This is a genomic window from Leptospira chreensis (assembly GCF_016919165.1).
GTDB lineage: Bacteria > Spirochaetota > Leptospiria > Leptospirales > Leptospiraceae > Leptospira_A > Leptospira_A chreensis.
In genome coordinates this window covers 25,206-39,493 of sequence record NZ_JAFFPS010000031.1, presented here as the reverse complement: position 1 = coordinate 39,493, position 14,288 = coordinate 25,206, and the positions used below count along the sequence as shown (strand labels likewise).

At 39.4% G+C, this 14,288-nt stretch carries 15 protein-coding genes; 9 read left to right on the top strand and 6 right to left on the bottom strand.

The window, feature by feature from the left end; all coding sequences use genetic code 11:
• Positions 1-54: 54 nt before the first annotated feature.
• A complete protein-coding gene (locus JWG41_RS09605) occupies positions 55-582 on the top strand; it encodes a hypothetical protein (protein WP_232373903.1) in 528 nt (175 codons plus the stop codon).
• Here JWG41_RS09605 and JWG41_RS09600 read toward each other — a convergent pair.
• Together JWG41_RS09600 and JWG41_RS09595 are read right to left on the bottom strand one after the other, a co-directional pair.
• Positions 491-1,039 (bottom strand): hypothetical protein, encoded by a 549-nt coding sequence (locus JWG41_RS09600; protein WP_205269708.1) that lies wholly within the window; start codon positions 1,037-1,039, stop codon positions 491-493. The genes JWG41_RS09605 and JWG41_RS09600 overlap by 92 nt on opposite strands.
• A complete protein-coding gene (locus tag JWG41_RS09595) occupies positions 1,040-2,317 on the bottom strand; it encodes an STAS domain-containing protein (RefSeq protein ID WP_205269707.1) in 1,278 nt (425 codons plus the stop codon).
• Positions 2,318-2,494: 177 nt separating this feature from the next.
• Here JWG41_RS09595 and JWG41_RS09590 point away from each other — a divergent pair, with 177 nt between their 5' ends.
• From JWG41_RS09590 to JWG41_RS09560, 7 genes are all read left to right on the top strand, one after another.
• On the top strand, positions 2,495-2,800 hold the full coding sequence (locus tag JWG41_RS09590; RefSeq protein WP_002991590.1) for an HU family DNA-binding protein: 306 nt from the start codon (positions 2,495-2,497) through the stop codon (positions 2,798-2,800).
• A gap of 41 nt (positions 2,801-2,841) precedes the next feature.
• Positions 2,842-3,294, top strand: coding sequence for a VanZ family protein (locus JWG41_RS09585; protein WP_205269706.1), 453 nt, complete (start codon positions 2,842-2,844; stop codon positions 3,292-3,294).
• 88 nt (positions 3,295-3,382) lie between these two features.
• Positions 3,383-4,999 (top strand): FAD-binding oxidoreductase, encoded by a 1,617-nt coding sequence (locus JWG41_RS09580; protein ID WP_205269705.1) that lies wholly within the window; start codon positions 3,383-3,385, stop codon positions 4,997-4,999.
• Positions 4,999-5,640 carry a TetR/AcrR family transcriptional regulator gene (locus JWG41_RS09575; RefSeq protein WP_205269704.1) on the top strand — a complete coding sequence of 214 codons (642 nt, stop codon included), beginning with the start codon at positions 4,999-5,001 and terminating at the stop codon, positions 5,638-5,640. Before JWG41_RS09580 ends, JWG41_RS09575 begins: the two co-directional genes overlap by 1 nt.
• Complete coding sequence (locus tag JWG41_RS09570) at positions 5,640-6,566, top strand: diacylglycerol/lipid kinase family protein (RefSeq protein ID WP_205269703.1); 927 nt, start codon at positions 5,640-5,642, stop codon at positions 6,564-6,566. The genes JWG41_RS09575 and JWG41_RS09570 overlap by 1 nt, the downstream gene beginning before the upstream one ends.
• A 4-nt stretch (positions 6,567-6,570) precedes the next feature.
• Entirely contained in the window at positions 6,571-8,211 is a 1,641-nt protein-coding gene (locus JWG41_RS09565) for a glycerol-3-phosphate dehydrogenase/oxidase (protein ID WP_205269702.1), read from the top strand.
• Positions 8,212-8,634 carry an acyl-CoA thioesterase gene (locus tag JWG41_RS09560; RefSeq protein WP_205269701.1) on the top strand — a complete coding sequence of 141 codons (423 nt, stop codon included), beginning with the start codon at positions 8,212-8,214 and terminating at the stop codon, positions 8,632-8,634.
• Positions 8,635-8,650: 16 nt separating this feature from the next.
• On the opposite strand, the gene JWG41_RS09555 is transcribed toward JWG41_RS09560, so the two are convergent.
• Positions 8,651-9,640, bottom strand: coding sequence for a P-loop NTPase family protein (locus tag JWG41_RS09555; protein WP_205269908.1), 990 nt, complete (start codon positions 9,638-9,640; stop codon positions 8,651-8,653).
• Positions 9,641-9,741: 101 nt separating this feature from the next.
• A complete protein-coding gene (locus JWG41_RS09550) occupies positions 9,742-11,760 on the bottom strand; it encodes a protein meaA (protein ID WP_205269700.1) in 2,019 nt (672 codons plus the stop codon).
• Between the two features lie 101 nt (positions 11,761-11,861).
• On the opposite strand from JWG41_RS09550, the gene JWG41_RS09545 reads away from it, so the two are divergent.
• On the top strand, positions 11,862-13,193 hold the full coding sequence (locus JWG41_RS09545) for a hypothetical protein (protein WP_205269699.1): 1,332 nt from the start codon (positions 11,862-11,864) through the stop codon (positions 13,191-13,193).
• A gap of 10 nt (positions 13,194-13,203) precedes the next feature.
• On the opposite strand, the gene JWG41_RS09540 is transcribed toward JWG41_RS09545, so the two are convergent.
• Positions 13,204-13,830: a lytic transglycosylase domain-containing protein gene (locus JWG41_RS09540; RefSeq protein ID WP_205269698.1), complete on the bottom strand. Its 627-nt coding sequence runs from the start codon at positions 13,828-13,830 to the stop codon at positions 13,204-13,206.
• A gap of 51 nt (positions 13,831-13,881) precedes the next feature.
• Positions 13,882-14,250, bottom strand: coding sequence for a response regulator (locus JWG41_RS09535; RefSeq protein WP_269750432.1), 369 nt, complete (start codon positions 14,248-14,250; stop codon positions 13,882-13,884).
• Positions 14,251-14,288: the final 38 nt, after the last annotated feature.

Here is a 14,288-nt window from a genome sequence, read left to right as displayed (position 1 = left end):
GAAAACCGAAAATTTTATTTTGAAATTTCTGTCAGGATTCCGATAATGAAGACTATGGAACTCTCGAAAAAATCCCTTCTGATTACCTTTGTGTTATTTGTAGCAGTTGTGTCTATCTCTGCACAAGATACCAAACCGCAAGTTACCCCCACCGATGTGAACCAAGAGAATCACGATGCAAAAGAGGGACAAGATAAAGAGTTATTCGAATACTATTATAAAACCCGCCCTGAAAATTTACCACCTAATAAAGCAAAACTAGAATATAACTTGATTAAGACGCTCAAAAAAGAAATTATGAGCCGCGATTATTCTAAAGAGTCAGCAGAAGCCATCAAAAAAATTGATGCTTCCAACATTCAATATGAACGAGTTTACAGAGAAAGCAAATGGCTTCGTGGTTTTATGACTCAGAACACTCATCTAAATTATGGAGAATTCATGTTCATTATAAAACATGATAAATATATGTGTTTTGTGAACTTTGATGTTAATCCTGAGTTTTATTTACAACAATCTCGTCAGTCGCAGCTTGTTTTTGCAGCGAAGGATAAGTTCGAGATAGTAATCCCAAAACCCTAATAATTAAGGTAACACCGACTAATACGAGTAAATAGATAAATCCATATTGAAAGTACTTTTCTAAGTTTTCCAAGAGGGGGAGTGGTTCCTCATTCCCCCTGATTCGCGAAATAGCTGTTTGTTTTCCAAAAATTTTTATTTCTTTTTTATGAACTTCAATTGTATCACCTAACCGCAGTCTCTTGTAGATGGAATAGGGAATCCGTTCTGTGATTTCAAATAGGGATCCGTTACTGAGTCCGAAGCTATAGTGGCACTGATAGGCGATGGGGAATTGGTTTTTGACACGAGAGAGTTCCTGCACGATCGCAAAACTCCTGTTCCTCTCTTCATTTAAGGTCGCAGTTTCAGATTTTAAGTAACGATTTTCAAAGTGGACAAACGAATAGAATAGGGAAATGACAATAAAAGATACGAAAACCGAATTGGTGATCCAAACGGAAATTCGTGGAGACATCTAGGACTTAGATGGCTCCTCAAAAGACTTTAATGCTTCTTCACGGTCTGGATAGAATTGAAAAGCATTGGATAGACCGAGCAGATGAAAAACTTGGAGAATGGAACTTGTGACTCCGACGAGTGCCATTTCTTTATTTCTCTTCTGTAAGTTCATTTTTACATCCAAAATCATACGAATTCCAAGACTGGATATGTATCTGAGTTCGGAAAAATCTAAAATGAGATGTTTTCTGTCGGCCCCCACCATTTCGTCTAAGATCGTTTGTGTGATCCGATCCAGTGGACCCGATTCCATACGACCTTTGATTTGGACGATGACGGTTCCATTAATGCGTTTTTGTTCTATTTCGTATGGTAAGTCTTGCATGGATTCCCCTCTCTTTAGCGGAACAATTACAAATAATTTCTCGGGCGATAACCGAATCGTCGCCCTAGCGTAAGGTGGAAACGGATAATGTCTCTCCGTAAGAGAGTCCACTGCGAGTCCGCCATTCATTTCGGAAATAACTTCCACTTGATCTAAAGCCCTAAAATCTGCCAAGGAAAACTCTTTTTCTCGGGACTTCACTCGAATTTCTCGAGAATAAACATGGAAAAAAGCTTCATGTTTGGAAAATGGTGGGAATTTCTTAGGAAAACAAGAACTGATCCAACCTGTGGATCCAGCACCGGTGTAAACGAGGAGTCCAGAGCACTTTTGTTCTTCTTTTTTGCCTTGGTAGGAAATCCAAAACCGAGAAGTGAGATCGGGGCTATTGTTCCGTATAGAAAGTTCGCAAATGGCTGGGACTGTTTTTAATTTAGTACCGTTTGGATATTGAATTTCGGTATCAAGAAGTGACCATGACTCCACTTGCGTTTGAGCAAAGTTGTTTTTAACAGCTTCCTTCAATTCTTCGGCAGTGAAACCAAGTAGTGCTCCTACAGAGGAATCGGGATCAGAATTACAGCCAATTAAATGGGTATTTCCTGCTAAATGGGCCACATAAGTGAAATGATTATCACCTCCATGGGCCACAATCAAATCATACTTAGCCTCAACGTCGGGATCAAAATTTTCCCGAAACACAAAATCTGCATTCGGAAAGACATTGGTTTTTAGAAATTCTCTAGACTGTAGTTGCCTTTCGTGCGATTCCTGTGTCCTTTCAAAGACTTCCGGATTTTGGCGTGCGACTTCTTTATAAGCCTGAATGGAGCCATAAGTTTCCAAATCCAATTCGTATTTGGTACGTTTGAATACCACTACGACCTTTTTATACTTGGTTGAAGCCATGAGTTTTGGAAGAAATTCCTATTTTCCTTAGGGAAATAAAGGTTTTTTTACAAAAACTTCGTTTTTCTTAGGAAATTTGCAGAAAAATTGTATCCAAAATCAATTTAGTCTTGTACCAAATCATGTAGTTTTATAAATAATGTGTAACCGTTAAATGGTTTAGAGGAAAATCAAAGTATGGCAACAACTCCTACCCCAATGAAGAAGTCCGAAATGCTCAGCGAACTCGCTGAAATAACTGGTATGACCAAAAAGAGCGTGGCTGCGTTCTTAGACTCCTTTGTTGATCTCGCTTATAAAGAAACCAAGAAAAACGGTGCATTCATCATTCCAGGTTTAGGAAAACTTGTTAAACGCAATCGTCCAAAACGTAAAGGAAGAAACCCAGCAACTGGTGAAGCGATTGTAATCCCTGCTAAAGTTGTTGTTAAATTCACACTTTCTAAAACTTGCAAAGATGCAGTTGTGCCTCCTAAAAAATAATTTAGTTTGTGAACCCAGGAGGATGTCCCCCTGGGCATTTTATGGATAAAAAACCTTATCCTTTTTTACCTTTTGAAGATTCTCTCGTAGGAGAGAAAATTCTTCTCGTTTGGCAAGAAAGCCACCACTCAGAGAAAAATCTTAAAGATCATCTGTTAAAAGCATTAGATCTGCACGAAGATAGGCTCGTCTTCACACCCAATGCCATTAAACAAAAGTTAATGGTATCTTATCCCACAGAAATTCGTTCTTATATAGAAAAAGCGGAACCGTCAAATATCACCAACCTATTGTTACAGATAGCAAAAGGTAAATCTGAGTTATATCCTGAACCTGCACTTGACATTACCTTTGAGCTCATCGAATGGATTCTAACTGGATTTGATTTGGATGATGTACTTGTCGAAACCTTATCCGCATTATTTGGAACAACTCTAACAAACGATTTCGTTGATCAAGTCAGAGCTGAGTACATTAAGGAATTTAGGGGTTGAAGAAAATTTGAGTCCTTATCTTATTTTGGTTGTCAAATATTGAACTTGGTTCAAATTTTGGAACAAATAAGGACTTGTGGTTACCAAAATGCAAACTCGCACAATTTATAAATGGGGATCTCCCGACGTAGAAGAAAAATTACCAGAACATACATTGAAGTTTTTGGAAGGGCAGTTTCCCGTAGATAAAGAGTTTAAAACTTCACTCCCGAAAGGAGAACTTCCGCTTAAGTCCTTAAAAAAATCCAAAATCTCCACCGCTACTCTTACAAAATTAAAACAAATTGTTGGTAAAGATTATGTTTCGTTAGACGATGCATCGCGCGCAAGACATTCCATTGGAAAATTCTATACAGAAATTTATAAAGCAAGATTCGGTGAAGTTTCTGATGTGGTGGATGTCGTAGTATCACCAAAAAATGAACAGGAAGTAGCAGCAATTATCGCAGTAGCGAATGCCGGAAAAATTCCTGTGATTCCTTATGGTGCGGGTTCCACAGTCACGAAAGCTTTACAAGCTCCTAAAGGTGGGATCTCTTTAGATTTATCTCGCCTGAATCGTATCCTTGAATTCAATGCCATTGATTCTACTGTCACGGTAGAGGCAGGAGTGTATGGCCCTGTTTTGGAAAAACATTTGAATGAAAGAGGTTATACTTGTGGTCACTTCCCACAATCATTCGAGTTTTCCACTGTTGGTGGTTGGATTGCTGCAAAAGGTGCCGGTCAGGCCTCCACAGGATACGGAAAAATAGAAGACATCCTTCTTAGTTTAACAGCGATTACTCCTTCCGGAAAGTTTGAATCAAAAGCTTATCCTGCAGCATCCATTGGTCCCGACTTATTTCGGTTGTTTCTGGGAACCGAAGGAAGTTTCGGTGTCATCACTAAAGCAACATTAAAAATTCGCAAATACCATCCAGAAAATTCAGCTAAAGGTTCGTTTATCTTTAAAAACTTTGAAAAGGCTGTGGAGACAATGCGAGATGTGATGCAAGCCGGTTTTGGAAAACCTCATTTCTTTCGGATCCAAGATCCGGAAGAAACAGACATTTCCTTTCATATGAGTGGTCTTCATGGTGGAAAAGAAGACTTGTTCTTGCGATTCATCGGATACAAACCTATGGAAAGATCTCTCATGCACATCATTGTGGATGGGGATCCGTCTTATGCAAAAGAAGTATTAAAGAAAATTAAGAAAATTGCAAAACGAAACGGTGGATTTTCTACAGGAGAATCTCCTGTGAACAAATGGTTACACCAAAGGTATTCCAGTGCTTACCTTCGAGACTATCTAATGGATGAAGGGATTAGGATTGATACCTTAGAGACAGCTGTTAGTTGGTCAAATTTACATGAACTTTGGGGAAAAACTCGTGCTTATATCAAAAGCCATGAAAACACTTCTTGTATGGTGCATATCTCTCATGCCTATGAGAATGGGGCCAATTTGTATTTTATTTTCCTAAGTCCGATGAACCAAAAGAACGAAACAACTGACTTTATCAAATTTCACAAGGGAATCATTGATAGCATTCATAAACATGGAGGCTCTCTCTCTCACCACCATGGGATTGGTCGAATGTTATCTCCATGGATGGAAGGCGAAATAGGAAAAGAAGGCCTTCGTATTTTGTCTTCTGTCAAAAAGACATTCGATCCTAAAGGGATCATGAACCCAGGTGGATTGTTAGGACTTAAATAATGGGTGTTTCTGAAAGGAAAAAACGCGAGTTTGCACAAAGAGAAACAGACATTCTCCACTGTGCTATTGAACTCTTTCGAACCAAACATCCTTCACTGGTTAAGATGGATGACATTGCCAAACAATTAGAGATAGGTCGGGGGACGATCTATCTCCATTTTAAAAGTAAAGATGATTTGATGGCTCGGATTCAATACGAAGACTATGTCAGACTTCGTGCGCGGTTGGAAAAAGCATTGGATGAACAAACTGCCGTTGAAATGTCGAGAAAGGCAATAAGAGCATATATTGATCATTGTTTAGGCGATCGACATATGTACATCGTAGCCAAACAATGTGGCGTCAATTTAAACATTGATAATGTGTCGGATGATATGCGGGAACTTCTAACAGAGGAACGAACCAACCGATTAACTCTTTTAGAAAAAATCTATAAACAGGCCAAACAAGAAAACTTGATCAATACCAGAGGAACTTATCCAAACGTTGCTGTTGCTTGGGGTATGATTCGCGGTGCGGTCGAAGTCATTTTAGACGGGCATTTTCAGAACGAAATCAAAAGTGAAAAAGCCTATCTAGACACGATTGAACATGTATTATTCTATGGATTATTTTCCGGTGGTAACAAAGGAGAGACTTGATGAAAAAGATTAAAGTAATTCTAAATCCTGTATCAGGTGGAGGTCTTTCTGCAAAAGTTTGGAAACAAGTGGAACCGGAGTTACAAAAGAAGGGAATTCCTTATGTTTATGAAGCCACGACTAAAGATAGAGCAGCTCGTGATATTGCAAAAGACGCCGTCAAACAAGGGTTCCATTGGATCATCGGAATTGGTGGAGATGGAACCTTTTCTAATATCATCAATGGTCTATTTGAAAATGGAAAGTTAATCAATAAAAACGTTGTTTTTAGTCCCATCCCTGCCGGTAGGGGAAATGACTTTATCAAAACTGTTAAAGTTCCGAGAAATCCTAAAAAAGCATTGGAACAAATTTTAGTCGGAACTGAAAGGTTGGTCGATCTCATTGCAGTCACTTATACCAAAACGGACAAAACGAAAGGCAACTATCTATGTTTGAATTTGGCTGATTTTGGAATGGGTGGGGAAGTGGTTTACAAAGTCAATCGTTCGAGACTTGCCTCCATCATTGGTGGGAAAGGTGTATTTTTGTTATACACGATTCTTGGATTATTTACTTATACTAACAAAAAAATCACTCTCACTTTGTCCAAATTTGAAAAAATCACAAACAAATGTAGATTGATCGTTTGTGCTAACGGTGAGTATGCGGGTGGTGGGATGTGGTTTGCACCCAAAGCCAAACTCGATGATGGTAAAATGGATTTACTTGCTATCCAAGATGTGACTGTGATGGAAACCCTTCGTAAGTTTGGGTATTTGTATCGTGGGAAGTTATCAGACGACTCTAAAGTTATCTCCAAACAGATTACAGAACTTACTGCAGATTCGGAAGAAGATGTATTTATCGATGTGGATGGTGAGAATATGGGCCAACTTCCTGCCCATTTCAAAGTTCTCTCCAAAGTATTGCCGATCAAATGTTAATAGAATGAAACAAATTACAAAAAAAGAAAGTTCTCGCATAAAAGATCTTAAAAACGATTATGATATCATCATCATTGGGGGCGGGATCACCGGTGCCAATGTCCTTTGGGATGCCACCCTTCGCGGTTATAATTGCCTGCTTGTAGAAAAAAATGATTACGCATCTGGAACTAGCCAAGCTACTTCGAAATTGATTCATGGGGGGCTTCGGTATTTAAGAAATTTAGAATTTGCATTGGTTCGCGAATCCTTATCAGAGAGAAGGTATTTAGCAAAAATCTCTCCTCATGCCATCCGTCCCATGGGTTTTATCATCCCGATTCGGTCTTGGTTTGCACGAATCCAGTTGTTTTTTGGAATGGAATTATACAATGCACTTTCTTTTGATCGCAACAAAGAGATTGATTCCGATGTAAAACTTCCCAGATACCGATGGAATTCCCTTGCAGAAACTATTTATAAAGTAATTGGTTTAAGTCGAAAGTCCTTAAAGGGTAGTTTCCAATACTATGACTATGCCAATATAAATCCAGAGAAACATACAACAGAATTTATTTTATCTGCTAAAGAAAAGGGGGCTCACGCCTTTAATTATCTTTCTGTAACTACTTTAAAAAAACAAAATAGCGGTGGTTATACGGTAGGTCTCACGGATTCCATTACTGGGAAAAAAGTATTGGTATCTACTAAGGTGGTTGTGAATTCGGCGGGCCCTTGGGCTGACGTCATTGAATCGATGACTGGTGTCACTGCGGAGAAAAAATTGGTAAGATCCAAAGGAATCCATGCCGTGGTTCGTAGTATTTCTGGGAATGAATGTGTGGTTTTATCGAAAAGAGATGGGTCTCATCTTTTTGTCATTCCCTGGCGAGGAAAAACCATTGTAGGAACAACGGATACCGCTTACGAAGAAGATCCAGATCGATTCAGAGTCAAACAATCAGAGATCGTAGATTTATTAGATGAAGTAAATCATAGTTTTGGATTTGCAAAACTAACATTGAAAGATGTGGATTATTATTACGGCGGTCTTCGCCCTTTGGTGGAAGATCCGGGAAGTACAGAAGGTACTTATTCTGCATCTAGAAAATCAGAGATATTTCATTATGAAAAGGAAGGATTCCCTGGTTTCTTTTCTGCTTTAGGTGGAAAGTATACAACAAGCCGTGCTGTTGCAGAAACTTTAGTGAATGCGATTGATTTGTATTCGAAAGGAACAGAATCGCCTTGTGCCACAAAATTCACACCCCTTCTGGGAGGAAGATACCAAAGTCTCAAAGAACTTGTGAACGAACTACAACTCAAACATCCAAAAACTTCTGGATCCAAGTTAGAAACTTTAGCCAAGCGTTATGGGAGTGTGAGTTGGAAGATTTTGTCCTTGGAAGGAAACGATTTCTATCGGATTCCCAATGGAGAAATTTATTACGAAGAAGAAGTGGAATATTTGATCACCCATGAAGAAATTCTTCATCTAACCGATTTTTATTTTAGAAGGTCTGGGGTTGGTACTGTAGGAACACTTGATTCTTTGGAACGAATTCGTTTGGATAAAAAAATTGCTAAGTTACTTGGATGGAATGCAGATCGTTTGAAAGAAGAAACTAAGTCTGTGGACGAAAGATACAAGTGGTTTGTGGACTAAATGGCAAGAATCTCCATTGATATTCCAGAAAAACAAATTTATGCAACGGACCTGAGTGTTCGGATCTCGGACATTAATTTTGCGGGTCATTTAGCGCATGATGCGATTTTAACTTTAACACATGAATGCCGGGCTCGATTTTTCCATTCCCATGGTTGGACAGAAATCAATGTAGAAGGGAAGGGGATTGTCGTATCCGATGTAGCGATTGTTTATAAATCAGAAGCTTTTTTCCCTGATGATTTAGAGATGCAACTCTATGTGGACAATGTATCCAAAAAGTCTTTAGAAATGATTTATGTCATCACTCATAAAAACGGTGGAAAAGAAATTGCGAGAGCCAAAACTGCAATTGTATTTTTTGATTATGCGGAAAGGAAACCTTGTCCTATCCCGGATGTTTTTTTAAAAGCACTAGATTAAACTAGGCTGTTGATGTTTATTTGATTTTTGTTTTGATGGAGGATACGATTTTACGTTCCTCTTCTTCATACTTTAATTTCTGAATTCCTCCGAGTGGGTTTCGTTTGACTGCCTGATTCCACTTGGACGATTCCAGTCCTTCCCAAATGGAAATTCCCCATCTACCATATTCATTACGAATCCACTGCGTGAGTTGGGTGAGTGTTTCTGCATTTTTGTCCTTCCTCTTTTCGTAGTGAAGGATGTATTGTAATAGTTCTTCGATTCCTTTCCGTTTTGTTACCGATGTTTTGAAAATGGGTGGAAGTGTGTGGTTCGGAAGGATATCTTTGATAAATTCCAAAGTGGATTGTAACATATAATAACTAGAATTGGCCAGAGATTCTTCATCACATTTGTTAATGATAAAGGCTTCTGGAACTTCCATAATTCCCGATTTCATAAACTGAACTTGGTCGCCACCTAAAGGTTGCATCACAAGAAAAGATAAATCAGAGATTAGGGATACAGAGATTTCATTTTGTCCAATGCCGACGGTTTCCACAAATACATAATCAAACACTCTTCGTAAGAATCGGATGACATGGTAAGTATAGGGATTCAGTCCTCCCAGTTCCAGTTGGGATGGTTGGGAGCGAAAATATAATCGAGTGTCTCTTCTGGGAAGTGTGACACGAGTCCTATCTCCGAGGATCGATCCACCACTCACATTGGAAGAAGGATCAATGGCGACAATGGCCATTTTTTTATCTGGAGCAAAGTCTAAGAACATCTTGCATAGCTCACCGAGTAACGAAGATTTGCCGGCCCCGGGTGTTCCGGTAATTCCGATGGTGAGTCCTTCCTTAAAATCTGGTTTTTGGAGGGAAAGTTCCTTAAATAATGATTCTCGAAATTCTAAATTTTTTTCCGTTTCAATTCTCGAAATGATCTTTGCAATCGGATACTTTTCCCCTTGCAGTGCGTCGGAAACCAATTGGGATAATGATTCATTCATATCAATCAAAGGATGTTTGCCATAATTAAGAAATAAATTAGAGTCGAGAAAACTCCCATTACAAACCATTCACTGGGCTTTGCAATGGAAGTTAAAATCGGTTTTTCTGTTTAAACGAGAACCGGTTCTACAGTGATGATGTCGATGATTTTGTTCATAATCGACATGAGATCATAATCTTTTGGTGTAAAGATTTCCCGAATTCCCATTGCTTTTAGTTCGTCAAAGTCGGATTCAGGAATGATTCCCCCAATCACAACAGGGATTTTTGCCTTGTAGTGAGCAAGTTCATCAAACAACTGTTTTACGATTTCTTTATGCGAACCAGAAAGAATGGAGAGTCCAATCACATTGGCATTTTCTTCCACTGCGGACTGAACAATCTCTTCTGGAGAAAGGCGAATTCCGGAATAAATCACGTCAAAACCACTGTGTTTTGCAGAAACGGCAATCATTTCGGCTCCGTTGGAGTGGCCATCGAGTCCAGGTTTTCCTACAACGATTTTTGGTCTATGCCCGTTTGCTTTTGTAAAGGCTTCCACCTTCCCCCGAACGGTAGAAACTTTATCATCAGACAAAAAGAGTTTTTGGCCATCCACACCAGTAGGTGGGTTGTATTCTCCGTAGATTTCGCGAAGAGCATCAGCCCATTCTCCCGTTGTCACAAGAGCCTTCGCACAAGCAACGGAGAAAGGCATTAGGTTTTTTCCGTCTTTTGCAGCCTGTTTTAATTCATCTAATGTTTTTTTTGCAAGTTCTGCGTTACGTCGTGTTTTTGCTTCTGCTAAAACGTTTAATGTTTGTTCTGCGGATTTTGGATCTACTTTAAAGATACCACCATCGGAGTCTGTCATGAGCGGTGACTTGATTCCGTCGGTCCATTTGTTTTTACCAACAATCACAAGTTCATTGGAATTGATTTTGGAAAGTCTCTCTGTTTGTGATTTCACAAGTTGAGATTTCATATAACCATTTTCAATCGCAACAAGAGCTCCACCCATATCGACGATTTTTTGAATTTCAAGTTTGGCTTCTTCTTTGAGAGCTTTTACTTTCGATTCAATGACTTTCGATCCTTCGAAGATGTCTGGATATTCGAGTAGGTCTGTTTCATAAGCAAGGACTTGTTGCAGTCGGAGTGACCACTGTTGGTCCCAAGGTCTTGGTAAAGATAATGCTTCGTTCCAAGCGGGGAGTTGGAGGGCGCGGCATCTTGCATTTCTTGATAGTGTCACACCAAGAGACTCGATAAGAATCCTCCAAGCGTTGTTCTCTGGTTGTTCTTCAGTCAGACCAAGAGAGTTTACTTGCACACCATATCGGAACACACGGTATTTAGCCGTTTTTACTGCGTAACGTTCAGTAGTGATCTCTTCCCACATTTCTGTGAAGGCGCGCATTTTGCACATCTCTTCTACAAAACGAATCCCTGCGTTGACAAAGAAGGAAATCCGACCCACACACTGTTCAAATTCTTCTGCTGTAAAACAATTTCTTTCTTTGATGGCATCTAATACTGCAATCGCTGTTGCTAAAGCAAAGGAGAGTTCTTGTACAGGAGTGGCGCCTGCTTCTTGTAAGTGATAAGAACAAATGTTAGAGGGGTTCCATTTTGGAATTTTGTGTAAACTATACTCATACATATCCACGATGATTTTCATGGATTCTTTTGGAGGGTAGATATAGGTTCCGCGTGCTAGGTATTCTTTGATGAGATCGTTTTGAGTGGTCCCATTCAGTTTTTCTAGAGGGACACCGCGTTCTTCTGCAAGAGCCACATATAGGGAAAGTAACCACATGGAGGTTCCATTGATGGTCATGGAGGTGTTCATTTCTTCAATCGGGATCTGGTCGAATAAAATACGAAAATCTTCTAGAGAGTTGATGGGAACTCCCACCTTTCCGATTTCTGGGCGTGATACCTCGTGGTCGGAACTATAACCACACTGTGTTGGGAGATCAAATGCAATGGAAAGCCCTGTTTGGCCTTTAGAGAGGTTCTTTCTGTACAACTCATTGGAGGCTTTTGCATTGGTATGCCCTGCATAAGTCCTAAAAATCCATGGTTTGTCAGGTTTTCCCTGTCCATTCTCGTCCACGAGAAGGTATTCTTTTTTTTCGGCGGACATTCTTTGCCTCGTTTTATAAATTCTATGTATAATTGAAAATCTTCTGGAATATTTTCACCTAAAAATTTATACAGGACTAGGCAATTTGAGCCTTTTCCAAGATGCGCGACCCAAAACCTTTTTCACCACTTCCTTTCATTTTTAGCATCTTACTCTTAAGTTTGGGCTTTGCACTGTTCTCTTATTTTAGACCTTTCCCTACTACTGAAACCGAATGGGAGTTTTTGGCCAATATCAAGTCCGCTGTGGAAGAAGGGGGGCTCATTTCCGCCAGAGAGCCACTTGCCATCTGGTTTGTTGTGGCATGGAAGAAACTTTTTGGGACAAATTATATCCCTTCCTTTCTAGTGTTAGCCGGACTTTTTTATAGCCTTTTTTTGCATTTGTTTATGTTGTTACTCAGGTCAGAAGAGTGGAAACGTAACCATTACCTTTTGGTTTACCTTGCGGCTTTTCTCCCGTTTTCCTATGGGTTCCCCACATCCTATTTTACAGAAACCCTTTGTCTTGTGTTTTTACTTTTGGTTTTCCTGACATTCCGACTAGAGAAGATGACAGACCTTCTTATCTTCCCAACTTTCACCGCTCTTGCTTTCTTTTCTAGTTTTATCATGTTCTATCTTGGGTTTACTTTCTTTGTGATCTTTACCGGAATTCGTGGATCTAGGAAAGCTGCCCAAAAAACATCGGTGTTTTATAAAAAGAGAAATGTGCCCTTTTTATTTTTATTAGGTTATCTCGGATTTTTTATCCTTTCTCTATTCTATTTTTCTTATACAAACTTTTTTGGACCGAGTTCCATCAGCTTTTTATTTAAAACTTGGTACACTTCTGCACTTTTGATTTTACTTCCTTTGGTTGTGCTTGGAATTGGCCATGTATTATTAAAAACAGAAAAAGAATTAAATACCATCACGGCATCCGTTGTGATTGTTCTTTGTATTGCCGTTTCCATCTATTTTGTTTTCAAAAATTTAAAAACAGCAGATAAAGAACCTTGGGAACTCCAATCCAAAAACCTTACCAAAGCTTTTGGACAAGCTCTGATTTTAAAATCCGATCCCATCTATTTACCAAAAGAATTTTCCTTTGCTTTTTATTTCCAAACAGGAACCAAAACCAAATACATGCGAGAAGAAACGGTGACTGACAAATCGTTTCTCTATGTGAATGGGATTTGGAACCAAGACATCCAATTGGTACAAAAGTCAGGACTCTTTCGACGTAATTCTAGATCCTTTGCCATTGTTCCTATCAGTGAAAATGATGTTCTCATCCAAAGAGCCACTTCAGAAAAGATTAGAAACGAAAAGAGTTTGAATTTTATTGTGAAAAAAGTAGATGAAGCTTGGCTTGAAACAGCCATCAAACATCCGTTTGATGTGTATACTGCAGGTTTACAGAAGAAGTTTGGTTATTTAACTTTTTACTAAATCGTAAGTTTTAAGAACTAAAATCTTTATAGTAACGTTTGACTTTGTTTACGTACTTTTGTGTTTCCTCATAAGGAGGAATGCCTTTGTAACGTTTAACGGCTCCGGGTCCGGCATTGTAAGCGGCGATAGCTTTTTCCGGATCTTTGAATTCTTTCATAAGCCCTTTTAAAAACTTTACCCCACCACCAATATTGTCTTCTGGATCAAAGGGATCAGACACACCTAAAGATTCTGCTGTTTCCGGCATCAATTGCATAAGCCCCATGGCACCTTTGGGAGATACGGCTTTGGGTTTAAAATTTGATTCCGCTTTGACCATGGCTTTGACTAGATTTGGATCCATGCCTTGGGATTTCGCAATGGATTCAATGGTTCCCAAAATATCGGTAGGTCCTTTTCCTAGATCCGATTGCAAAGAGGTTTTGGATCTGTCTTCTGGGAAGGGGAGGGAGATTGCGTCTTTTGGTCTTACTTCTGCGGGACTGGGCAGGTTTTGTGCCGGTTTTGCCTGATTCCATTCCCTTTCCAAAACATCAGGAAAGGAAACGAGAGACTTGGGATTTTCTGAAAGTTTGGATAGGGACTCCATCCGATTTAGCACAGAAGATACAGAAGGAATATCAGTCAGTCTCACACTCTTAAGATCGACAGAGAGGGGAAAAACTGAAGAAAAAAATATGTCTCATTAGCCCACTGCGGGGTTAATAGCCTGTAAATCTTTGAGGGAGAGGGGTTTTATGAGGTAACCCTTGACGTTTTTGTATTCCGCAGAACGAGCTTTGTCAGTCGGGTCAATGGAAGATGTGAGGATGTAGATGGGGAGTTTTGCATATTTAGGGTGTTTATTTATGGCACTTAAAAATTCCCAACCATCCATAATCGGCATATTTAAATCTAAAAACAATAAATCGGGGTCTACGGTGCCACTGAGAAGGGCATTCAATGCATCCTCCCCATTGTGAAATCCATGGATTTCGTCAGCAAAGGAAAATTTCTCCATCAAAGTTTTGATGAGAAATGTTGTGATCATGTCATCTTCAACTAGGAATACCATACTTAATTGTTTCATAAATTACGAATAGAACCGAGCGT

Excerpts from the sequence above, each read along its gene's own strand:
- JWG41_RS09605 (WP_232373903.1), top strand. The coding sequence starts at position 55 with ATGGAACTCTCGAAAAAATCCCTTCTGATTACCTTTGTGTTATTTGTA.
- JWG41_RS09600 (WP_205269708.1), bottom strand. The coding sequence starts at position 1,039 with ATGTCTCCACGAATTTCCGTTTGGATCACCAATTCGGTTTTCGTATCT.
- JWG41_RS09595 (WP_205269707.1), bottom strand. The coding sequence starts at position 2,317 with ATGGCTTCAACCAAGTATAAAAAGGTCGTAGTGGTATTCAAACGTACC.
- JWG41_RS09590 (WP_002991590.1), top strand. The coding sequence starts at position 2,495 with ATGGCAACAACTCCTACCCCAATGAAGAAGTCCGAAATGCTCAGCGAA.
- JWG41_RS09585 (WP_205269706.1), top strand. The coding sequence starts at position 2,842 with ATGGATAAAAAACCTTATCCTTTTTTACCTTTTGAAGATTCTCTCGTA.
- JWG41_RS09580 (WP_205269705.1), top strand. The coding sequence starts at position 3,383 with ATGCAAACTCGCACAATTTATAAATGGGGATCTCCCGACGTAGAAGAA.
- JWG41_RS09575 (WP_205269704.1), top strand. The coding sequence starts at position 4,999 with ATGGGTGTTTCTGAAAGGAAAAAACGCGAGTTTGCACAAAGAGAAACA.
- JWG41_RS09570 (WP_205269703.1), top strand. The coding sequence starts at position 5,640 with ATGAAAAAGATTAAAGTAATTCTAAATCCTGTATCAGGTGGAGGTCTT.
- JWG41_RS09565 (WP_205269702.1), top strand. The coding sequence starts at position 6,571 with ATGAAACAAATTACAAAAAAAGAAAGTTCTCGCATAAAAGATCTTAAA.
- JWG41_RS09560 (WP_205269701.1), top strand. The coding sequence starts at position 8,212 with ATGGCAAGAATCTCCATTGATATTCCAGAAAAACAAATTTATGCAACG.
- JWG41_RS09550 (WP_205269700.1), bottom strand. The coding sequence starts at position 11,760 with ATGTCCGCCGAAAAAAAAGAATACCTTCTCGTGGACGAGAATGGACAG.
- JWG41_RS09545 (WP_205269699.1), top strand. The coding sequence starts at position 11,862 with ATGCGCGACCCAAAACCTTTTTCACCACTTCCTTTCATTTTTAGCATC.
- JWG41_RS09535 (WP_269750432.1), bottom strand. The coding sequence starts at position 14,250 with ATGGTATTCCTAGTTGAAGATGACATGATCACAACATTTCTCATCAAA.